This is a genomic window from Streptomyces sp. NPDC037100 (genome assembly GCF_055606225.1).
In genome coordinates, this window is record NZ_JBVJSX010000019.1 from 1 (window position 1) to 20,374 (window position 20,374).

26 protein-coding genes and 3 pseudogenes are annotated in these 20,374 nt (G+C 70.7%); 17 read left to right on the forward strand and 12 right to left on the reverse strand.

The features are described 5' to 3' along the window. A pseudogene (locus tag ACZ7EG_RS37615) lies at positions 1-101 on the forward strand (IS5/IS1182 family transposase); the annotation flags it as partial. Between the two features lie 320 nt (positions 102-421). Here ACZ7EG_RS37615 and ACZ7EG_RS37620 read toward each other — a convergent pair. Next, a pseudogene (locus ACZ7EG_RS37620) lies at positions 422-1,119 on the reverse strand (IS701 family transposase). Positions 1,120-1,256: 137 nt separating this feature from the next. Between ACZ7EG_RS37620 and ACZ7EG_RS37625 the strand changes: the two are divergent. The 12 genes from ACZ7EG_RS37625 to ACZ7EG_RS37680 all read left to right on the forward strand — a co-directional run bounded on the left by ACZ7EG_RS37625 (position 1,257) and on the right by ACZ7EG_RS37680 (position 9,313). After that, positions 1,257-1,784, forward strand: coding sequence for a hypothetical protein (locus tag ACZ7EG_RS37625; protein ID WP_471089116.1), 528 nt, complete (start codon positions 1,257-1,259; stop codon positions 1,782-1,784). A 149-nt stretch (positions 1,785-1,933) separates the two neighbouring features. Next, the gene (locus tag ACZ7EG_RS37630; RefSeq protein WP_471088975.1) at positions 1,934-2,278 is read left to right on the forward strand and encodes an SH3 domain-containing protein; all 345 of its coding nucleotides are present in this window, start codon (positions 1,934-1,936) and stop codon (positions 2,276-2,278) included. A gap of 95 nt (positions 2,279-2,373) precedes the next feature. Next, positions 2,374-2,856: a hypothetical protein gene (locus tag ACZ7EG_RS37635; RefSeq protein WP_358651925.1), complete on the forward strand. Its 483-nt coding sequence runs from the start codon at positions 2,374-2,376 to the stop codon at positions 2,854-2,856. Then, complete coding sequence (locus ACZ7EG_RS37640) at positions 2,853-3,296, forward strand: hypothetical protein (RefSeq protein WP_471088977.1); 444 nt, start codon at positions 2,853-2,855, stop codon at positions 3,294-3,296. Before ACZ7EG_RS37635 ends, ACZ7EG_RS37640 begins: the two co-directional genes overlap by 4 nt. 10 nt (positions 3,297-3,306) lie before the next feature. Continuing rightward, positions 3,307-3,720: a hypothetical protein gene (locus ACZ7EG_RS37645; protein ID WP_471088979.1), complete on the forward strand. Its 414-nt coding sequence runs from the start codon at positions 3,307-3,309 to the stop codon at positions 3,718-3,720. Between the two features lie 41 nt (positions 3,721-3,761). After that, positions 3,762-4,604 carry a winged helix-turn-helix transcriptional regulator gene (locus ACZ7EG_RS37650; RefSeq protein WP_471088981.1) on the forward strand — a complete coding sequence of 281 codons (843 nt, stop codon included), beginning with the start codon at positions 3,762-3,764 and terminating at the stop codon, positions 4,602-4,604. Further along, positions 4,601-5,080, forward strand: coding sequence for a regulator (locus ACZ7EG_RS37655; RefSeq protein WP_471088983.1), 480 nt, complete (start codon positions 4,601-4,603; stop codon positions 5,078-5,080). The genes ACZ7EG_RS37650 and ACZ7EG_RS37655 overlap by 4 nt, the downstream gene beginning before the upstream one ends. Beyond that, on the forward strand, positions 5,077-6,312 hold the full coding sequence (locus tag ACZ7EG_RS37660) for an MFS transporter (RefSeq protein ID WP_471088985.1): 1,236 nt from the start codon (positions 5,077-5,079) through the stop codon (positions 6,310-6,312). The genes ACZ7EG_RS37655 and ACZ7EG_RS37660 overlap by 4 nt, the downstream gene beginning before the upstream one ends. A gap of 32 nt (positions 6,313-6,344) precedes the next feature. Next, entirely contained in the window at positions 6,345-6,647 is a 303-nt protein-coding gene (locus tag ACZ7EG_RS37665) for a hypothetical protein (RefSeq protein WP_471088987.1), read from the forward strand. Positions 6,648-6,699: 52 nt separating this feature from the next. Further along, positions 6,700-7,929, forward strand: a complete 1,230-nt coding sequence (locus tag ACZ7EG_RS37670; protein WP_392359070.1) for an ATP-grasp domain-containing protein — start codon at positions 6,700-6,702, stop codon at positions 7,927-7,929. After that, positions 7,926-8,795, forward strand: coding sequence for an SPDY domain-containing protein (locus ACZ7EG_RS37675; protein WP_392359071.1), 870 nt, complete (start codon positions 7,926-7,928; stop codon positions 8,793-8,795). The genes ACZ7EG_RS37670 and ACZ7EG_RS37675 overlap by 4 nt, the downstream gene beginning before the upstream one ends. Before the next feature lie 29 nt (positions 8,796-8,824). After that, positions 8,825-9,313, forward strand: coding sequence for a hypothetical protein (locus ACZ7EG_RS37680; protein WP_471088989.1), 489 nt, complete (start codon positions 8,825-8,827; stop codon positions 9,311-9,313). A gap of 489 nt (positions 9,314-9,802) precedes the next feature. On the opposite strand, the gene ACZ7EG_RS37685 is transcribed toward ACZ7EG_RS37680, so the two are convergent. The 6 genes from ACZ7EG_RS37685 to ACZ7EG_RS37710 form a co-directional block, all read right to left on the reverse strand. Further along, positions 9,803-10,066, reverse strand: a complete 264-nt coding sequence (locus tag ACZ7EG_RS37685; RefSeq protein ID WP_392359073.1) for a GlsB/YeaQ/YmgE family stress response membrane protein — start codon at positions 10,064-10,066, stop codon at positions 9,803-9,805. 112 nt (positions 10,067-10,178) lie between these two features. Beyond that, positions 10,179-10,484 (reverse strand): twin-arginine translocase TatA/TatE family subunit, encoded by a 306-nt coding sequence (locus tag ACZ7EG_RS37690; RefSeq protein WP_471088991.1) that lies wholly within the window; start codon positions 10,482-10,484, stop codon positions 10,179-10,181. Positions 10,485-10,548: 64 nt separating this feature from the next. Next, on the reverse strand, positions 10,549-11,133 hold the full coding sequence (locus ACZ7EG_RS37695; RefSeq protein WP_471088993.1) for a TerD family protein: 585 nt from the start codon (positions 11,131-11,133) through the stop codon (positions 10,549-10,551). Then, complete coding sequence (locus tag ACZ7EG_RS37700) at positions 11,090-11,797, reverse strand: hypothetical protein (protein WP_471088994.1); 708 nt, start codon at positions 11,795-11,797, stop codon at positions 11,090-11,092. The genes ACZ7EG_RS37695 and ACZ7EG_RS37700 overlap by 44 nt, the downstream gene beginning before the upstream one ends. Before the next feature lie 107 nt (positions 11,798-11,904). Beyond that, positions 11,905-12,480, reverse strand: a complete 576-nt coding sequence (locus ACZ7EG_RS37705) for a TerD family protein (RefSeq protein WP_392359080.1) — start codon at positions 12,478-12,480, stop codon at positions 11,905-11,907. Positions 12,481-12,615: 135 nt separating this feature from the next. After that, positions 12,616-12,882: a GlsB/YeaQ/YmgE family stress response membrane protein gene (locus tag ACZ7EG_RS37710; RefSeq protein ID WP_471088996.1), complete on the reverse strand. Its 267-nt coding sequence runs from the start codon at positions 12,880-12,882 to the stop codon at positions 12,616-12,618. Between the two features lie 182 nt (positions 12,883-13,064). On the opposite strand from ACZ7EG_RS37710, the gene ACZ7EG_RS37715 reads away from it, so the two are divergent. The 3 genes from ACZ7EG_RS37715 (at position 13,065) to ACZ7EG_RS37725 (ending at position 15,249) form a co-directional block, all read left to right on the forward strand. Next, positions 13,065-13,454, forward strand: coding sequence for a BlaI/MecI/CopY family transcriptional regulator (locus ACZ7EG_RS37715; protein ID WP_019753563.1), 390 nt, complete (start codon positions 13,065-13,067; stop codon positions 13,452-13,454). Positions 13,455-13,460: 6 nt separating this feature from the next. After that, positions 13,461-14,396, forward strand: a complete 936-nt coding sequence (locus ACZ7EG_RS37720) for a M56 family metallopeptidase (RefSeq protein ID WP_471088999.1) — start codon at positions 13,461-13,463, stop codon at positions 14,394-14,396. 235 nt (positions 14,397-14,631) lie between these two features. After that, entirely contained in the window at positions 14,632-15,249 is a 618-nt protein-coding gene (locus tag ACZ7EG_RS37725; RefSeq protein WP_471089001.1) for a DUF1707 SHOCT-like domain-containing protein, read from the forward strand. Here ACZ7EG_RS37725 and ACZ7EG_RS37730 read toward each other — a convergent pair. From ACZ7EG_RS37730 to ACZ7EG_RS37745, 4 genes are all read right to left on the reverse strand, one after another. Next, positions 15,246-15,857, reverse strand: coding sequence for a hypothetical protein (locus tag ACZ7EG_RS37730; protein ID WP_471089003.1), 612 nt, complete (start codon positions 15,855-15,857; stop codon positions 15,246-15,248). The genes ACZ7EG_RS37725 and ACZ7EG_RS37730 overlap by 4 nt on opposite strands. A 76-nt stretch (positions 15,858-15,933) precedes the next feature. Beyond that, on the reverse strand, positions 15,934-16,389 hold the full coding sequence (locus ACZ7EG_RS37735; protein WP_392359090.1) for a tellurite resistance TerB family protein: 456 nt from the start codon (positions 16,387-16,389) through the stop codon (positions 15,934-15,936). 153 nt (positions 16,390-16,542) lie between these two features. Then, positions 16,543-17,553, reverse strand: coding sequence for a sporulation protein (locus ACZ7EG_RS37740; protein WP_471089005.1), 1,011 nt, complete (start codon positions 17,551-17,553; stop codon positions 16,543-16,545). Positions 17,554-17,649: 96 nt separating this feature from the next. Further along, positions 17,650-17,868, reverse strand: coding sequence for a hypothetical protein (locus ACZ7EG_RS37745; RefSeq protein WP_471089007.1), 219 nt, complete (start codon positions 17,866-17,868; stop codon positions 17,650-17,652). A 427-nt stretch (positions 17,869-18,295) separates the two neighbouring features. On the opposite strand from ACZ7EG_RS37745, the gene ACZ7EG_RS37750 reads away from it, so the two are divergent. Continuing rightward, positions 18,296-19,183, forward strand: coding sequence for a universal stress protein (locus ACZ7EG_RS37750; RefSeq protein ID WP_471089009.1), 888 nt, complete (start codon positions 18,296-18,298; stop codon positions 19,181-19,183). Here ACZ7EG_RS37750 and ACZ7EG_RS37755 read toward each other — a convergent pair. Further along, positions 19,113-20,372 (reverse strand): annotated as a pseudogene (locus ACZ7EG_RS37755) (cation:proton antiporter). The gene ACZ7EG_RS37750 and the pseudogene ACZ7EG_RS37755 overlap by 71 nt on opposite strands. Positions 20,373-20,374: the final 2 nt, after the last annotated feature.

Here is a 20,374-nt window from a genome sequence, read left to right on the forward strand (position 1 = left end):
CCAGCGCGGTCATCGACCTCCTCGCCGACCGTGCACCGGGCCTGCTGAAGGTCCTACGCGAGCAGAATCCGGACTTCGTCCTCCTGGACGGCACGCTCGCCTGGCTTCGACACTTTTCGATGGCCCCGGACGACAGCTTGGGTTCTAGAGGTGGTCGCAGCACCAGACCCTGAGGGGTGTTGCATTGACCAAGCCGCGGCGGACCAGCGGATTCTGGCGATCATCGCAACACGCGATCACTCAAGTGTTGCGACGAGCCTAGCGAAGGGCTCGGCGGGTGTCCGCCAGCCGAGGGTCTCCGCCGCGAGGACGCAGACGGCTCGCGGTGGGGTGCGGTAGCGGGCAAGGATGGGCGGTCCGAGCCCGCCGTAAGCCGGCTGGTGCGGCTCGACGTCCTCCGGGTGGGCGACCCCTTTCCCGGTCAGGGCCAGGACATAGGACAGTCCTCGCCCGTCAGACCGAGCCGGAACGGGGTGCTGACGCCGTAGCCGGCGTCGGCGACCACGACCGGCGCCTTCAACTGCCACTCGGCGAGTGTGTCCAGGAGACCGAGTGCAAGACGCCACTTCTCCTGGTGCACCACGTCGCCGGGGACTCCTGCCCTGCGGCATCGGTCCGGTTCGTCCGTCCACTCACGCGGCAGATACCACTGCCAGTCCAACGTGCACGAGGCAGTGTCGGTGGCAGCATGGACACTGACCGCGACCTGGCAGTTCGCCCGTTGGCCGACCGCTCCCAGTACTGGCGGGCCACCCCCACCGACGCCTTGCCGCACTTGGGGAACGACACATCGTCGATGACCCACACCTCGGGCCTGACGACTTCGGACAGCCGCTCGGCGATCCGCTGCCTGACCGGCAGCGGATCCCACGGCGACTGGTTCACGAACTGCTGCAGGGCTTGCATGTTCCCGTCCGGCAGCCGCCCGGCCATCGGCTGGATCGACTTGCGCCGGCCATCCAGCATCAGGCCCCGCAGGTAACACTCGCCCCACCGCCGCTGATCCCGACGCGGAAACGACCCGAACACATCGGCAACGAACTCCGCCAACTCGCCCCGGAGCCGTTCCACTTCCCCCAACCTCACTCCGGGAATCTGCCCACGATCAGCCGAGATCACTCAACGTAACGAAGCGCTACTAGAGACATACAAGTCGATCGTCCAGGCGCGCCCACCCTCACCTGTTTACGCCGCAGAGTGAAGTGCAGAGAAACTACGTCCTGTTCGACCGCACCGCGACCTGGGAACACCCCGGCATGCCCGAGGTGCTCGCCGTGCATCTGCAACGGGACTACGAGAAGCGGACGTTCAGCTTCGAGAAGGCCCCGCTGCCGCTGCCCGCGATGGCGCAGTCCTGGCTCATCCACCGCGGCTGCCCGCACGATGCCATCGGCCTCGACCCCGAGCTGGGCCCGCCGCCGGCTGACGAGGCCACGCGAGCACTGGAGCGACGCCTCGCCGGCGACGGCGACCACTACGCCATGGGCTACTCCCACACCAGCGACGACCCGGACGACATGGTCGTCGTCGTGGCCCTGCGCGTCCTGGACGAACGCGCCCCGTCGCCGTTCCGCGTTGTGGTCGAAGAGGTCGACACCGACACCTGGACGCACACCCTGCGCGAGGGCGGCTTCGACACGGTCGACGAGGCCCTGCAGTGGTGCGACGACCGGCTCACCAGCGAGGCCGGCCCTCTCCCGCCGGTCCGCCCGGCAGCCGCCGCCAGCCGCCCGGCCGGTGTGGCGAAGGCCCCTGCCCCGCGCCCGCCAGGCCGTTCGCGCTGAGCGCTCAGCCCGACGCGGGCGGCGCAACATAGCCGACGATCGCCGGTTAGCCAAACCGGCGATTCTCCGGACTCTTATACAGGCGCCGGGACACCCCCCCGCGGCGCCCTTCCACACATTCCCCACGCCTTCACGGAGGCTTCTTCCGCATGCGCTCCACCCGAATTGCCATATCCGCGGCGATGCTCGGCGCACTCGCGCTGCCGGTGCTGTCCGCCACCACCGCCAGCGCCGCGACCGTACCCACCGCAGCAACCGCCGCCAGCTGCCACAACCTGCCGCCGCTCCCGTACACGGTGCACGCCAAGGCCGCGACCATCCGGTCCAAGGCCAGCTCGAAGTCCACGGCGCTCGGCGTGCTCCACAAGAGCCACAAGTTCACCGCTCACAAGAAGAGCGGCAACTGGGTCTACATCACGGACAAGACGACCGGCGTCAAGGGCTGGGTCTCTGGTACGTACGTCTACCGCGACGTCCGCATGTGCCTGGACTAAACGCACTTCAGCACGTCCCGGCAAGCGGCTCATCGCCGAGCACAGGACCCCTCATATTCCCTACGCATCGGCCTATCCAGAACAGGAGGTCCCCATTGTCCGACGGCATGTCCGAGGATTCTGCGGATGCCGTGGGCGTGCTCACCGAACGGATCGAAGCGCGCTTCGGCATGGGCATGGACCAGTTGAAGGCCGCGGTCGCCGCCGCGCCGACCGCGAATCCCGACGCCACCGACGTCGTCAAGTGGCACAACCTTCTCGTCGAGGCTCAGTCCGTGCTGGAGCGCGCGGAGGACGACCTCCTCGCCGCACTGCAGACCCAGCCCAGCGAGGTCGACGACCCGACGATGGGCCTCGCCCACAGGGTGAACGCGGCCGTCACTGCCCGCGACGGCCGGGCCATGGTGGTGCGATGGCTCCTCGACCCGAACGCCCCGGGGAAGAAGGACCTCGCCGCAGAGCGCCTCGCCCGCCTTCGGCCCCGCACCGGGCCTGCGGTGCAGACCAGCGCCCCCAACCGGCCCGCGGGTTCAACCGCACCGGCGACGGCGTGGCGGTCGGCAAGGGCCGCCCGATGAGCCGGAACAAGGCCACCACCATGGACGCCGACCTGCAGAAGGTCTTCGGTAAGCCGGTCCTCGAGCTGTACGAGGCGGCTGTCGGCCACGATGCCTCGCCCGCGCTCGCCCGGGCCCTGGAACTGCGGTCCTTCCTGGCGCTCACCGAGGAGCAGGTCGCCCGGGTCCGCGACCGCGTCCACGCCGACATGGATCCGGACCGCAACCTGGGCGAACTGTCGGCGGACCAGCTCCGCTTCGACGCGCAGTGGCTGGACGCGGCACTGGAGGCCCGCGACGCCTACCGCGCCGCCCTCGGCGAGCTGCTGCGCACCATGCCCCCGCCCGCACAGCAGGCCCGGCCCGTACGAACGGCTCAGCTCAGGGCCACCGCAACCCTGCCCCCGTCTGCCACCCCGGCACCCCAGCGTGCCGGGGCGGCCCGGGCCCGCCGACCGTGAAAGCCCCCGATTGCCCCACCCCACGTCCACCGACATAGCTGGACGGGTCGAGGACCTGTACGGCGCACCGTTCGCCGACCTCGAAGCCCACGCCCAGGACCATCCGCGCGGCATGCTCTGCGCCCTGCTCGGCATGCACGACGACCTTGCCCTCGCCGAGCGCAGCATCGACTTCCACCGCGACCACCTCGCCCGGCTCATTCACCCCGAACGGCAGGTCGGCCCGCACGAGGTCTCCCACCTTCTCGACGGCACCCGCCGGCTCGTCGAAGCCGTGGCCGTCCGCGAGGTCCAGGCCAAATCGGTCGCCGCCGTCCTGCAGAGCCTGGCCCGCGTCCCGGCCCCGACGCCTGTCCCGCCAGCTCCCTCGCAGCCTGCTCCGGCTCCGCCTCTTGCGGCGCCGAGTCCGGCGCACAGCCGCTGACCCGCAGGCGATCCCCCCTCATTCACCCAGGAGTTTCTCCCTTGGCCATCACCGCTCTGCCCCCTGACGCCGACGCCGACATCGCCCGGGTCACCGAGTCCCTCGCCATGATCACCCCGCGCTGGAACGTCAGGATCATGCTGGCCCTCTCCGGCCCGCCGCTGCGCTACAGCGAGCTGGCGGCCAAGGTGTCCTGGCTGCAGAACGGCCAGCTCCACCCCAAACTCAAGGCGCTGTGCGACGCCGGACTCGTCGAACGCACCGAACACACCGCACGGCACGTGACCTACGGCCACACCGAACGTGGCGTTGCCCTGCTGCCGGTCCTACCGATGATTGTTACCTGGGCCGAGGAACACCTGGAGAAGACGGACCGCCCGCTGGCCGCGATCGAGCAGATCGAGGACAGCCTCACCCTGCTCACCCGGCGCCATGCCGCCGCCATCCTGTGGGTGCTGAAGTCCCGTGAGGAAGTCAGCGGCCGGGCTCTGGCCCGAATCGTGATGCCCAGCAGCGACTGGACCAATATCTATCCGCCTCTGCGGCAGCTCGTCTTCGACGGCCTGGTTGACACCGACGGCATGGGCCGGCCCTACCGGCTGTCCTCGGCCGGCGATGGCCTGGGCCCCGTGCTCGGCACCCTGTCCGCGTGGGCCGCCGGGGAGCCCCTCGACCAGGCAGCCCGGCACCCGATCTGGGGGCACCCGCAGGCGAAACCCGCGCCGAGGCCGTGGATCAGCAGCCAGTCTCGGCCGGCCCCCACGGCGCTCCCACCCGCTCGGACACCCCATTCCCCTCCGGCCTGGCACAACGGGGATCTCTTCTCGCACGCTGCGACCGCCCGCCCGAAGGCAGCCGTCCCGGCGGGAGGCCCGCGCCGATGAGCACCCCCTTTACCTCTGCCGAAGCGCAGCGCGCTGTCGAACTGCTCGCCTCGCGGCCCTTGGTCCGCCTGGTCACCGAGATCGACGACAACGGCGCCATACCGCCGCGACGGCTGGCCGGCACCCTGCCCGACCTCTCCACGCACCAACTGCGCAGCGCATCCGACACGGCCCGCGCCCACGGTCTCATCCGGATCGCGCCCGGCACCGGTCTGGAACTGACCGAGGCTGGGATGGAGTTGGCCGGCCTGTACGACGCGATGGCCCGCTGGGCCCGGCGTCACGCCGTCCCGGCCCCCGTCTGCGAGTTCAGCATCCGCATCCGGCACGTCCTTGCCCTGTTGGCACCATCGCTCATCACCGAGCGCGCCGACGGAGCGGAGGCGGGCCTGGCCCGTCTCCGCACGCTCCTGATCCAGTGGCTGGCCGACAACCTCCAGGTGGCCAGGGTGTCCGAACCTGAGCCGGTCGCGTGAGCGAAGCGGTCACACCCCGGCACGCACGCCACACCGGCGGGCTGATACGCAGCATCTACCTACCGCGCACGACGGACGCGTTGACGTTCGCGATGTCCACCTACGGCATCCCGCTGCTCGTCCTGGCCACCACGCGCTCCGCCGCGCTGACGGGCGCAGCCTTCGCCCTGGAGTGGATCCCGCGGCTGGCTGCGTTCGGGTGGGCCGGATCGGTTGTCGACCGGCGCGGTGCTGCGGTGGTCTTCCACCTGGCCTCCCTGGGCCGGGCGCTGGCCCTTGCCGCCGGCGCGGTCCTGCTCCACCTCCACCCGTCCAGCACCGTGGCGAGCGCGACCGTGATGGTGCTGGCGGCGACGACCGGCGTGCTCACCGAGTTCAGCTATATCGCGGCCGAGACCGCGGGCGCTGCCGCCGGCCGCCGAGCAGGACGGCGGGCCCACCGTGTCCAGGCCGTCCTGCTCGGCATCGACCAGACGGCGACCCTGGCCGGTCCGGCGCTCGCCGGGGTGCTCCTGCTTGCCGGTCCGCCGTTGATGCTCGCGGTGATCACCGTGCTCTCGTTGCTTGCCGCGCTGCTTGCCCTGCGCACTCCGCACTCGCCCGTGACACCGGCCCGTGCGCCGAAGGGGAGGTCCGGGGCCGGACTGCTCACCGGGTGGCGCACCATCCGCTCGCTTCCCGCGCTCGGCTGGCTCGTGACCGGGCTGACCCTGTCCAACCTGGCCACCGGCCTTCTTCAAGCGGCCGGTCCCGTGATCGTCGTCAAGCACTTCGGGCAGTCCACCACTGCAGTCGGCCTCGTCTGGTCCGCCGCTGCCGCAGCGACGCTCCTCAGCGTCACGCTCTGCCGGTTCGCGCTCGACCGCCTCGGTCTGTGGCCGGTCGGCGCCGCCTGCGCCGCCCTCGCCTCGCTCGGCTGTCTCGCCGCTGCCCAGGCTCCCGACTACCGGTCCTACCTGGTCCTGGTCGCGGTCCTCATGGCGGGCGAAGGCGGCATGACGGTCGTCCTGCGCACGCTGCGCTCCCGCCTGATCCCTCCGGAGAAGTTCGGCAGCACCCTGTCGGCGACCATCCTCATCCTCCTGCTGCCCTTCCCCGTCGCCGGCGTGCTCACCGCGCTCACTCCGCCCGACGCGCTGGGCCACGTCATCACCGTCTGTGCCGTGCTGCAGGCCCTCGGTCTGTTCTGCGCCTTCGCCCGCCTGCGAACCGATCCCGCCCTGCGCACCTGACCCTGCTGCGCCCCCAGCCTGTGGAGAACTTCATGTCCATTGCCGCCCTTGGATCGCACCGCGCGACTGGTCGCTCCACCACCGAGCAGTTCCACGCCTTCGACGCCCACAACCCGCACGTCTACCGGGCCCTGGAACGCATGGTCGCTCGCCGACTGGCCGCCGGCGCAACCCGGATCAGCTTGAAGGACCTGTTCGAGGACCTGCGCCGCCAGCTCCCTCATGGGGTCGCCGGGCTGAACAACAGCTACACCGCCCTCTACGCCCGCCGCCTGATCAGCGAACACCCTCACTGGGCAGCGGCGTTCGAGCTGCGCCGCCGCCGTGCCGCCTGAGACACCCCTCTCTTCCCTCGTCTCGCCGTCCACCGATTCGGAGAACCCCTTCTTGTCCGCTCGTCCTCTCGTGCTCGTCGTTTCTCCCGGCGACGAGACCTACCGCGGTTACTGCCTGGAGCAGGTGGCCGCCGCGTACGACGTCGTCCTGCTCACCGGCACCGAGCCGTCGTGGGAGAAGCCGTTCATCGTCGACCACACCGTGGTCGATCTGAGCGACCCCGCAGCGCTGCTCGCCGGCGGCCGGGCGCTGGCCGAGCAGCATGACCTTGCCGGGGTGGTCACCTGGGACGAGTGGCACCTCGTCCCCACCGCCCGTCTCGCCCGTGCGCTCGGTCTGTCCTCGACGTCCGTCGAGGTGATGCGAGCCTGTCGCAACAAGGCCACCGCCCGGGCTCTGTTCGCCCGCCATGGCGTGCCCTCGGCCGCCTCAATAAGGGCGCGGACTCTGCTGGAGGCCAGCCTGGCGACGATGACCCTCGGCCTGCCGGCGGTCATCAAGCCCGCGGCCTTGGCGGGCAGCATCGGCGTGATCCGCGTCGATCGGCCCGAAGAACTGCCCGCCGCGTTCGCGTTCGCCTCGGCCGGTGCGAGCCGCAGTCGCGAGGACACCGGCGTCCTGGTCGAGGAGTACCTCGACGGGCCGGAATTCTCGGTCGAATGCGTCACTCACCGCGGAGCGACGACGGCGGTCGCCGTGACCCGCAAGCACCTGGGCCCCGCGCCGTACTTCGACGAGGCCGGGCACACCGTCGATGCCGCCGACCCGCTTCTGGCCCGGGTCGCCCCGGCCGCCGCTGCTGCGGTCAAGGCCCTGGGGATCACCGACGGTGTGCAGCACGTCGAGCTGCGTCTGGTGGACGGTCGGCCGCGGTTGATCGAGGTCAATGCCAGGATCGGCGGCGACATGATCGGCCACCTTGTCCGTCTGGCCACCGGCATCGACCTGCCCCGGGCCGCCGCCGACCTCGCTTGCGGCCGAGCGCCGGACCTCACCCCGACCCGCAGCGGGGCCGCGGGCATCCGCATGCTCTACCCGGATACCTCCGGCACCCTGACCGCCCGGCACATCAACCAGCCCTTCGCCGCCCACACCCCCTGGCTGCGCCAAGTGCAGTGGATCCGCGAGATCGGCGACGAGCTCGTCCTGTCGCCCGACGGCGACCTGTTCACCGCTCGGGCCGGGTTCTACATCGTCACCGGCCGCACCACCGCCGAGGTCACCGAGCGCCTCGACACCGCCGCCGACGAGATCACCGTCACCACGAGGGCAGACCGATGAACCCACAGCCCGATTCGCACCACGAGATCGACGGCGACGTCTACGTCTCCCCGCGCCACCTCGCCTCCACCACCGGAACCGGCGACCCCGCCCTCGCCCCGTTGCTCGACCTCGGCTGGGACCTGCGGTACGACGAGGACTCCAACGTGTACGTGAGCGCTCCCGACCGGCGCGTGCGCCTGGGCTACCTGCCCGAAGGCGAGGACGACGGGCTCTGGCGCATCAACGCCTACGAAGACTCCTTCGGACCGCCGGCGTGGGGCGTCTGCTTCAACGACCGCGTCCCCACCGAGTTTGTCCAGGCGTTCACCACCATCCTGGCCACGGCGTACGAGCAGGGGCCGGATGCATACCTTGCCCGGCCGGTCTCCGGCATCGACGAGCACGATCCCTTCCTCGCGGTCGTGCCGCTTCTGAAGCAGGGCTGGGAGATCGACCGTCCGCGCTGGGGCGTCTTCGCGGTCCAGGCCCCGGACGGGCTCGCCGGCATGGAGTTCACCACCGGCGACCTCGATCCGGAAACCGAACTGACCACGCGCGACGCGCGCTGGCAGCTGTGGGCGGGCAAGTCCATCGACCGGCCCGTCTGGTACGCCACGGCCAGCACCGACACCCCGGTCGCCCTGCTCACCGCCGTCACCGAGTGCGTCGCCGATCCGGCTCCCCTGCCCCGGTGGCGCGAGGTGACCTCCAGCTACATCAAGGGGATGGCCCAGCTCACCCCGATCCTCCCGCCGGGCCCGCCGGCTCCTACTCCGCTCGACGTGCAGCGGGCCGTCTCCTCCCGCCGTCCGGCTGCGCTGCCCGTGGCCAGCGTCCCGCGCTGGAGCACCACCAGCCGACCGGCCCTGCCCAGCCGCCGGTAGCACGCTCCTGACCCGACCGGAGATCCTCCTTGTCTCTGCAAGCCCCTGAGTTCTTCGCCGAACTCCGCCTCCCCTTTCACGACAGCACCGTCGTGGGCAACACCTACCTCGCCGTGCCGACTCCAGGCATGCACCTTCGGTTCCGAATCGACTTCACCCGCACCATCTACGCGGACACTTACGGCGGTCTACGCCTTGCGGTCGTCCACCCGGACCGCGGCGAGATCGATGCGGTCAGCCTCAGCTTCCTGGACCACGGCACCTTTCACCGCCGCGACGTGGCAAGCAACAGGCCCCTGAACAACTCCACTCACGGCACCTTCAACAAGTACCACCGCGCCGGTCAACCACCGTGGGAGGGAGCTGAGTTCACCGGGCTTCGCGACGCCATCGAGCAATACACCGCTGTCTGGTTCCCGGGGGCATGGGCGGCGACCGCGCCGAACAACGCCGCCAGCAGGAGCACGCACACGGCTCCCGCCCCGCCGACCGCGCGCGGCGGCGCTCGCACTCGCTGAGCCGCGCCATCCAACCCGGCAGTCCGTACTTTCGGGGCACCGACGGAATGTTCTGGTCAGCGCCGACGCAGAGACCTCAAAGATCGTTTCCCACGCTGAGAATGATCGTTTCCCGTCGCGCAGGCAGTCAGGCACAGGCTTGCGGGTCCCGCGCGTCGGGGGTGTCCGCGGACTGGGACAACCTTGGTCGGCTCGGGCGCCGCAGAGGTATGAAACTCCCCGGACGCCCCATACCTTTTCGAAGGGGGACGTCACCGACTCACTCGCCTGCGCGCGAGCGCGCTGCTCCTCACGGCCGCCGGGCTGATCGCCGTGTACGTCGTACCGCCCTGTGCTTCCTGATGGTGGCGTAAGCGTGCTGCTCGCCGTCGCCACCATGCCTGCCCACCATCGGGCATCGTCCGTCGGAGCGGGTGAAGGCTCCTTCAAGAGCCAGATCATCCCGAAGTCGGTTGCAAGCGGGAGCGGCGCCGGAGTGCCGGACGACGCTCAACGCCGCAGCTTCACCTTGCTGACCGCCGCCACGCCCAGGGCGGCGAGGGCGATCTGGAAGAGCCACTCGACCCAGTCGACACCGTCGGTGTCGGCGACGCCGAAGCCGGAGGCTATGGCCGTGCCGATGAACGCGGCGACGATGCCGATCAGGATCGTCCAGAGGACGCCGATGCGCTGGCGCCCGGGAACGGCGAGCCGGCCGAGGACTCCGATCACGATGCCGATGACGATCGCGCTGATGATGCCTGAGATCTCCATGATCGGTTCGCCACCCCTCAGTCGTTGATGACATGCGAGTGCCCGTTCGAAAAGGAATCAGTCCGTTGTGCACCCGGGCGACGCCCGCCTCGGCGTGCGGCGTGTCCAGGGCCTACGGCTTGCTGTCCTGCGGCGGCGTACCGCCCGTGCGCCCGGTCCGGTCGGGCGCGGGGGCCGACGGCCGTTCCGTGCCGGGTGCGGTCGCGCCGGTGCCCGGTACGGCGGTCTCACCCGGGATGATCCGTGGAGGTGTGTCTGCCGCCGCCTCGTTCTCCTCCTCCTTCTTCATGGCGCGGGCCTCGGCCTTGAGGATGCGGGCCGACTTGCCTGCGGAGCGGGCCAGCTCGGGGCCCTTCTTGGCGAGGATGACGGCTATGACCACGATGAGGATGACGGCGAGTTCGCTCAGTCCGAACATGGTGTCCTGCTCTCTCTTCTCCGGGACCCGGGCCTGGACGGCGCGAGCGTAGCGGCGGTGACGCTCAGAGGTGGGGCGTGATGGCCGGAAGCAGGTCCTGGAAGGTGCGGCCGGTGGCGGGTGCGCCGATGGCCTTCATCTGCCAGCTACCGCCGGAGCGGTGGACCTTCGCCATGATCTGGGCGGTGTGGCCGCCACCCCCGGTGAGCGTGTAGCGGGCCAGCTCGGCGCCGGTCGTCTCGTCGACCAGCCGGCAGAAGGCGTTCTGCACTTCGGCGAAGGTCTGGCCGGTGAAGGAATTGACGGTGAAGACGATCTGGTCGATATGGGCGGGCACGCGGGCCAGGTCGACCAGGACGGCCTCGTCGTCGCCTCCCGTGCCCGCGCCGCCGGTGAGGTTGTCGCCGGTGTGCCGGACCGAGCCGTCGTCGCTGACCAGGTGCTGGAAGAAGACGACGTCCGCGGCCTGCCCGGCGGCGAAGAGGACGGCGGAGGCGTCCAGATCGATGTCCCGCCCCCCGGTGAGCTTGGCGAGGAAGCCCTTGCGGGGTGCGGCCTGCCAGCCGAGGCCCATGCGGACGGACCTCAGGGCGGTGCCGTCGGACTTACTGAGGCTGATCTGCTGGCCCTTGCTCAGGTTGACCGACATGGGAGGGGTGCTCCTTCGGGTTGGTGGCGGTGCGGGAGTCATGGAAGTGGGCGGTGCGGACGCCCAGGGTCGGGGTGGGGCGGAGGGACGGATCCTCGCGGAGGCACCGCCGCAGGTGGGGCAGCATGCCCCGGTCCAGCAGGGCCCGCTGCCAGTTCTGCCGTGCCTGCTGCACGCGTGCCTCATGTGCGGTTCCGTCGCCGCCGCGTATCGCCGTTCTCAGCATCGCGGCGAAGGCGAGGAGGGCACTGGTGCCCGCGATCAGCGTCAGGGCCCATCCGGCGGTGACCAGTGAGCCGGGGAGCGTGCCTTCCGCCTCGGTCAGTTGGAGCAGGTAGCCGAGGACGAGCAGGACCGCGGCCGATGCGGCGGCGATGAGCGGGGTGAGCACCGCCAGGGCGGGCAGCAGGCTGCCGGCGGCAGGGGGCGGCTGCTGGTCGGGCTGTGCCGACGTACGCAGGGTGAGGTACGTGCCGTATTCCGCGCGTGCCGTGGCGGCGATCTCGTCAGCGTCCCCGAGTGCGCTCAGACGCAGGCGCGCCGTGTTCCGGCCGGTGGGATCGGCGTTCACAGCCGCATGGATGTCCGTGGTGGTGAGAGCCAGGTGCAGTACCGCTTCGAAGTCCGGCCTGTCCTCCGGGCGAAGGCGCAGTGGGTCGGCCACATGGTCTCCTGAGGGGTGGAAGGCGTCGGTGTCGCTCTCGGAGCGGTGCGGAGGCGGCGCCGGACCTGCCCCGGGGTGAGTCGGTCGGGCGCCGCCTCCACGGGATCTCAGACGCCCACGCCGAAGTCGGCGGCGATCCCGGCCAGGCCCGAGGCGTAGCCCTGCCCGACGGCACGGAACTTCCACTCGGCGCCGTTGCGGTAGAGCTCGCCGAAGACCATCGCGGTCTCGGTGGAGGCGTCCTCGGACAGGTCGTAGCGGGCGATCTCGGCGCCGCCGGCCTGGTTGACGATGCGGATGAAGGCGTTGCGGACCTGGCCGAAGCTCTGGCCGCGGTTCTCGGCGTCGTGGATGGACACCGGGAACACGATCCTGTCGACCTCGGCGGGTACGCCCGCGAGGTTCACCTTGACGACCTCGTCGTCACCCTCGCCTTCACCGGTGAGGTTGTCGCCGGTGTGCTCCACCGAGCCGTCGGGGCTCTTGAGGTTGTTGTAAAAGACGAAGTGCTGATCCGACAGAACCTTGCCCGACGTGTCGAGGAGCAGTGCGGAGGCGTCGAGGTCGTAGTCGGTGCCGGTGGTCGTACGGACGTCCCAGCCCAGACCGACCAGGACGGCGGTCAGGCCCGGTGCCTCCTTGCTGAGCGAGACGTTGCCGCCCTTGGACAGGGAAACTCCCACTGCGTACTCCTTCTCGGCAGGTGCGGTCGAGGCCCGCGGCACGGACCCGGACTCAAGAATCTACATCACTGTAGAGAAGGTGAAGGGGTGACGCGACCGTGCCTTGGGTCCGGTGCGGTCGTGCGATGTCCCGCCTCAGTCCCGTGAGTTGCCGAACAGCAGGCGATAAGCGATCAGCAGCACGAGTGCGCCCGCGATGGCCGAGCCCCAGGTCGCGGCGTCGAAGAAATCCCGCCGCACCGGCCGGTCGAGGAAATGCGCCGACAGCCAGCCGCCCAGGAAGGCGCCGGCGATGCCGATGACCGTCGTGCCGACGCAGCCGCCCGGATCGCGTCCGGGCAGGATGGCCTTGGCGATCGCTCCGGCGAGGAGTCCCAGCACCAGCCACGCGATGACACCCATGTCCCAACGCTCCTTTCCCGGTCCTTCTTGTCTGAGGGCATGCCGCGAGGCAGCGTAGCTTCTACAATTTTGTAGAGGGTGTGGCGGGTGACTGTCGAGGCTCTTCGGGCCGCGTGGTGGCCCTGGGGGCGTCTATACGATGTCCGCTTGGGAAACGGACGGCGGCGGAAGGGAGACAGGGCGTGACTGAGCAGCGGCAGCGCCCCCGGCGGCGGGGGCAGGGTGAGCTGGAGGCGCTGGTCCTGTCGGCGCTCAGGGAGGCGGACGGACCGGCGACGGCAGGCTGGGTGCAGGAGCGCCTGGGCGGAGACCTCGCCTATACGACCGTCATCACCATCCTGACCCGACTGCTGGCCAAGGGAGCGGTAACGCGGGAGCGCGCGGGCCGGTCCTTCGCCTGGACGTCCGCGTCGGACCAGGCGGGCCTGGCCGCCCACAAGATGCGCAGGGTGTTGGACTCGGAGGGCGACCGCGAGGCGGTGCTGGCCAGCTTCGTGACGGGCCTGGGCCCGGACGACGAGCGGCTGTTGCGTGAGCTGCTGGGTCAGTCGAGGAACGAAGGGGAAGACTGAAGCCTCATGGGGGTGTTCGTCTTTCTGCCGCTGGTGCTGCCTCTGACGGCGTGGCCGATCGCGCGCTTGGCCGAGCAGCATCTGCATCCACGGACCGCGACCCGGCTGCTGACCGGGGTGGCCGCGGTGATGGCGGCTTGCAGCACGCTGTGCCTCGGCCTGGTGATGGTGGTCGGCACCGCCCAGCTCCCCGGAAACCCGCTGCCGGACGGCTGGTCGGACCCCGAGGTGCGGGCGGCCGTCCCGTACGACGAGGTCGTCGGCAAGGCGGCGATCCCCGCGCTGGTCGTGGTGCTGGTGGCGTGCGGTCGGACCATGTGGCGGCACGGGCGGGTGCGCCGTCGGGCCCACCGTGCGCTGGCCGGGCTGCGGGAGACGAAGGTGGCCGTGCTCCCGGACGACGTCCCCTATGCCTACGCGTTGCCGGGAGGCGGTCGGCGGGATCGCGTGGTGGTGACCACGGCCATACTGGACTGCCTCGAACCGGCCGAGCGCCGGGCACTGTTCGCCCACGAGCGGGCCCATCTGGCCGCCCGCCACCACCGCTTCCTTCTCGCGGTCCAGCTGGCCGCGCGGGCCAATCCCTTCCTGCGTCCACTGCGGACGGCGGTGTCGTACACCGCGGAACGGTGGGCGGACGAGGAGGCGGCCCAGACGGTCGGCAGCCGCCGGGCCGTGGCGTGCGCGATCGGCAAGGCGGCCCTGGTGTCCCGGGGCACCCCGGTGGAGACCCTGGCCGGCTTGGCCGCGGCGGGACCGGTGCCGCGCCGGGTGGCGGCTCTGCTCGGACCCGCTCCGGCGGTGCGCAGCTGGCCGTCGCTGTTCACGTCGGTGGGTGTGGCGACGTGGGGCGCGGCGGTGGGGGCTGCCGTGTCGGCGATGTCGTCGGCGAACTCGGCCGTGACGATGGTCTTCATCCTGCACGCGGCCACGCCCCTTTGACCCGGGTCGGCCTCGATCCCGAAGACATCCGGTGAGAGGCGGGTGAGCGACCGTTTCCTGACCTGACGGGGCGTCGTGGGCTGTTCCTCTGGGCGGCGGCACCGAGGCGCCCCAGGCCGATGAAGCCCAATACGTTCAGAGTCTGCGGGTCAAGAAAGCCAGTCTCCGCCGTGTTTCTTGTTCGGGATGCGCATTCCCAGGCTGCTCAGTCCGCCGGCTGCCTATCCTTGTGGTCATGACTGCCCAGCTTCCGGAGCCCTCTCCGCGCCCCGGCTTATCAGGAGAGCTCCGCGCGTCTCACGACGATCGGGAAGCAGTGGTGGAGCAGCTGCGCGATGCGGCAGCCGAGGGGCGAATCGATCTCGATGAGCTGGATTCGCGCCTGGAGCAAGCGCTGACATCCAAGACCTACGCCGAGTTGGCCGTCCTGACCGCCGACTTGCCGAGGCTGAAATCCTCTGAGAGCCGGCCGCCGCTGGTCCTCAAGGGCGGCATGTACGGCGCGTCTCGAGGTCCCGGCCGCTGGGAGGTCCCCCGGCACGTGATCGCTCGGGCAGGCATGGGGGGCGTGAAGATTGACTTCACCCGGGTGGAGTGCCACCTCACGGAGGTCGCGGTGGAGGCGTACGGGGAGACGTCTGGCGTCACGATTGTCATCCCCGACAGCTGGGCCGCAGACACCAGCGGCATGGATCCCGGCGTCGGCGGCCTGAAGGACAAGACCACTCCCGACCGGCTTCCTGGAACTCCGCTGATCCGGCTCACCGGGTCCGGCGGCATGGCGGGAGTAGTCATCCGCCACCCCAACCGCCGGGAACGACGCAAGCTGCACAGCAACCCGGCGCAGGTCTAGAGCGCGTGCCGAGGCGTTGATCCCGTCGCGGCGACCGCCCCCACCCCGGCATCGGCGGCCACACCCCAGCCAGCCGCGTCACCAACCTGTCCGATCGGCACACCGTTGGCGTCCGCCGTGTCCATTCGGTGGCTGGCCGGCCGGACGGTGCCGGAGGCGTCGAGCGCGGCGGCGTAGGTGTCGGCCGCGCTCTCGGGCAGGTAGAGGGACAGGCGCAGCAGAACCCGCCCCTTGAGGTAGGCATGCTCGGCCTGGGCCGGTGAGCGGGAGGCGGGGGATCTGCAGGCGCTCGGCGCGGGTGCGAGGTAGCCGTCATGTGCCCCCAGGAGACCGTCGGGGTCCTCTTCGCGGTGGGCGTAGAGGCCCGCGTTCTCGACGGGGAGCCCTGCCCCCTCCACGAGGCGGAAGACGGTTTCGGCCTCGTCGGTGATGGTCGCGGTGCCCGGCTGCCGGTCCTGGTGGTGTCCGGCGCTGAACGGCAGCGGGATGGGTTCCTGGGGCAGGGCCGAGAGCACGATGCTGACCAGCATTCCGGCGCTGGCCAGGACCGCGGCCGTGCGCAGATGCCCCAGTGAGTTCCGCATCTCGGGTCGGCCGACGTCCGGCATCACTACTCCAGCTCTCACCGTTGGTGTGGCGGGCCGGCACCGAAAGGGCGCGCGGCCCGCCACACGGTCGGGTCGGTCAGAGGTCGAACTCGTGGGGCGGCAGGTCCAGGGCGTAGCACGCTTCGCGGACCACGGCCTGCTCGTCCTTGTCGAAGTCGCCGTCGGCGCCGCCGATGACGATGCCGATCTGGATGACGGCCCGTGCTTCGGCGGGCTTCTTCTTCGCCTTGGCGATCTCCTGCATGACACTCACCTTGCCGAAGTCGAAGTCGGCGGTGAGCTTGTTGAGATTCTCCTCGAAACGGCGGCGCAGGTCGTCGGCGTCGAAGTTCTGCAACACCTCGTTGGTGGCGATGAGCTGGGCCACGCGCTGCCGCTCGGAGGGGTCGACGGTGCCGTCTGCGGCGGCGACGAGGGCGCACATCGCCATGCTGGCGTCGCGGAAGGCGCCGCTCTTGAGGTCGTTCTTCTTCGCCATGAGCTGGGTCTGCATCGTCGATGCGGACTCCTTGAGGCGGTCCCACAGGGCCATGAGAACTCCGTACGTATCGGGAGGATGCCCGGACCGGGGTGCTCCGGACAGCGCTTCTTCTACAACACCGTAGAAGTTATCAGCAGGGGGCGGAGCAGTGCGCCTGCCCACCCCCTGCTTGCGCATCCTCTTACAGTCCGCCGGGGCCTGGTATCAGCCCTCGTCCTCCTCGTCGCCCTCGAAGAAGTCCCCGACCTCGTCCACGACTTCGGCTGCGACCATGCCGCCTACGACGCCGACCGCGAGCCCGGCGGCACCTGCGGCGACGACGGTGCCCATGCCAGGGCCGGAACGGTGGTGGTCGCCGTGGTGATGCTCGCCGTGCCCGTGGTGTCCGCCGTGCCCGTGCCCTCCGTACGGGTCACCGTGACCATAGGCACCGTGGGAGCCGTGCGATACCCGGTGCTCGACCAACTGACGGATCCAGCCGTCGACTTCCGTGTTCCAGTCGCGGGAGTCGTGATGGCCGACGGTGAAGCGGGTCAGCGCGTCGTGGCCGCCGGAGAAGAAGCCGCCGCGCTTGTCGGCCTCCAGGACGACCTCGATGCCACCCGGGTTGGCCAGGAAGGTCACCTCGATCTCGTTGACCTGGTTCGCGTACTGCGGCGCCGGGGTCAGTTCGATCTCCTGGTAGAAGGGCAGCTGCTGGCCGGTGCCGCCGATGCGCCCGTACTCCAGGTCGGCGGACTTGAAGCCGAAGCCGAGCTGGCCGAGGGCTTCCAGGATCGCCTCCTGCGCGGGCAGCGGGGCGATGTTGAGCTGGTCCAGGTCGCCCTTGTCCTTGGCGCTGGCCACCGCCAGCTCGGTGCGCACGCCGAGGACGATGCCGAGGGCTTGCCCGTACAGCTCGGTGATCGGCGTCTCCCACGGCAGTGTCACCGTGAACGGGACGCTGTGTTGCTGACCCGCGCCCAGCCGGAAGCCGCCGCCGACGGTGAACCGCTCGAAGGCGACGACGCCCTCACTCTCGCCCTCGCTGTGCTCGGCCTCGACCCGGGCCACGAGTTCCAGGGTGATGTGCTCGATGTCGAAGTCGGCGTCTCCGCCCTTGAGATGGACCTGGCCGGTCAGCGCGCCGCCGGGGCGGGCGGCTCCCGGGTCGAGAACCGTGTCGACGGTGGGTCCGCCCACGCCGAGTGATCCGAGCAGTCGTTTGAACACCATGGTGGCGTCCACTCCTTATACGTGCGTGTGTCTCGTTCAGGTGCGGTGCCGCGCGCCGGGGCGGGCGCACGGCACCACGGCTGTGCGCGGGGCGGGCTACTTGGCCGCGTCCAGCGCGGCGAGGGCCTGCGCCCAGCGGACGTACTTCAACTCGGCCAGGTCGGCTACGGTCTTGACCCCGAACGCCTCCTGCAGCAGTTCGCCGTCGCGGTCGGAGACCCCCTTGAGAGCGCCCACGGGGGCGGCCAGGATCTCGGGCAGGGGCTTGTCCGCCCACGCCCTGTCCAGCACCTTGTCCAGGTCGATCGAAGCCATGCGTGTCCTCTTCCGCGTGCATGAGGCCCCGCCCTGCCGCGGGCCTTCTACAGACGAGTAGAAGCATAGGACTGTTGCAGGCCGGGCGGGGCGGGGATCGCGCGGGCACGCCGGGAAAGGCCGAAAACGGGCCCTCGCACTACTCCGGGGGCGTGTCCGAAGCGTGCTGGTGCGCCCCTGCCGAGGTGTTCGCGAGGCGCTGCCACCCGCGGCCCGTGCTGCTCAGCCGCCGACGGCTGTTTCCGGTGGTTGCGCGCCGTGGGGAGGTGGCACGCGATGCCCTGCGACGCGGATGCCCCAGTGATCGTTCGATCAGGGCACGAGGGGCCGGATAACTCAGCCGCAGGACGCCCGGTTCTCTGGCGGTGATCCGAGATCGGCGTGAAGCTGAAGGTGGGGGTCTGGCGTCCGAGGTCTGGGAGGCACGGTGGCCGGTCGGGTGGTTGTGGGTGTGGACGGGTCGGCCTCGGGTCTGGCGGCTGTCGAGGTGGCTGCGCGCGAGGCGCGGCTGCGAGACGCGGAACTGCGGGTGGTGCATGCCTTCCTGTGGCCCGCGATGCATCCACCACCGGGCCCGTTCCCGCTGGGCCCGCCTGCGGGCGGTGTCCGGAACACGGTCGAGCGTCTGGTGGCCGAGGCGGTGAAGCGTGCCAAGACCACGGAGGCGGAGATTCAGGTCTCGCATGCCGTGGTGACGGGTGAGCCGCTGAAAGTGCTGGAGGCGCAGTCGCGTGCCGCCGAGCTGGTGGTGGTCGGGTCCCGGGGGGTGGGCGGGTTCGCCGGGCTCCTGGCGGGCTCGACGGCGGTGCATCTGGCGGTGCACGGCCGGTGTCCGGTGCTCGTGGTGCGAGAGGAACTGCGTGCCGACGGCCCGGTCGTGGTGGGCGTCGACGGCTCCGCGGCGGGAGAGAAAGCGGTGGACTTCGCCTTCACCGAGGCCGCGCTGCACGGGACCGGTCTGATGGCCGTGCACGCCTGGACCATGGGCAGCGCGCCGAGGCCCGCCGCGCGGGACGCGTCGGTGCGGTACACGAACCGGTCGGCCGATCTCGCGCAGGGCGAGGAACGTCTGCTGGCCGAGGCGCTGGCCGGCCATCGGGAGCGGTACCCAGATGTGACCGTGCGGCAGGAGGTGGTGCACGGCGGGACGCGCGAGGCGTTGATCGAGGCGAGCCGTTCCGCCCGGCTGATGGTGGTCGGCGCCCGGGGACGTGGCGGCTTCGCCGGACTGCTGCTGGGATCGGTCAGCCAGGCCCTGCTCCATCACGCGCACTGTCCGGTCGCGGTGGTGCGGGGCGCGGAGGGGCATCACTGACGCACGGCGGGCTCCGGCCCATGAGACGCGGGAGGTCCTTGCGCGGGCCGGGCGGCTACGGGGCGGGTGGGCGCGAATCGGGTGAGGACGGGACCGCAGACGGCGAGGAGCATGACGTAGCTGGTGACAAGGGCCCCGAGGCGCTGATCCGCCGTACCGGCGAGGCCGATGATGACGACGGAGAACTCGCCGCGGGCGATGAGGGCAGTCCCGGCCCGCAGCCGCCCCCGCCGGCCGGCGCCCTCGCGGGCCGCGGCATACCAGCCGGCGGCCACCTTGGTCGCGGCGCCGACCACGGCCAGCGCCGCGGCGGCAGGCAGCATCGGCAGCAGGTCGCCGGGGTCGACGGACATCCCCAGGGCCAGGAAGAAGACGGCTGCGAACAGATCGCGCAATGGAGCCAGGACACCTCGCGCCCGGTCGGCGGCCTCGCCCGTCAGGGACAGTCCGATGAGGAAGGCTCCGACAGCGGCGGAGACATGGATGAGCTCGGCCAGGGCCGCCACGATCAAGGTGATGCCGAGGATCCGCAGCAGCAGCTGCTCGGGGTCGGGATGGGACATGACCCGGCCGACGTGGTGGCCCCAGCGGTAGGAGCCGGTGATCGCCCCGGCGACGGCCGCGGAGGCCACCAGGACGGCGAGCAGCGCCTGCCACCAGGTGCCTCCGGCGGCCATGACGGCGAGCAGGGGGAGGAATCCGGCCATGGCGAAGTCCTCCACCACCAGCACGGACAGCACCGCCGGGGTCTCCCGGTTGCCGAGTCGGCGCAGGTCGCCGAGCAGGCGGGCGACGATCCCCGAGGAAGAGACGTAGGTGGCGCCGGCCAGCGCCATGGTCCCCACGGCGTCCAGACCGAGCAGCCATCCCGCCACCGCGCCGGGCGCCGCGTTGAGTACCAAGTCCACGGCGGCAGAGGGGCGGTGGCGACGAAGGCTCGCGGTGAACTCCCGGACGGTGAATCCAGGCCGAGGATCAGCAACAGCAGGATCACACCGATCGACGCACCGGTGTCGACGAACTCCCGGGCGGCCGGAACGGGCGCGAGCCCGCCCTCGCCCAGGGCCAGCCCGGCCACCAGGTACAACGGCACGGGCGAGAGGGCGAAGCGCCGGGCAAGAGCGCCGAGCACGCTGAGCGCGGCAAGGATGATCCCCAGCTCCAGCAGCAGGGCCGTCGGCGTGTGCAACG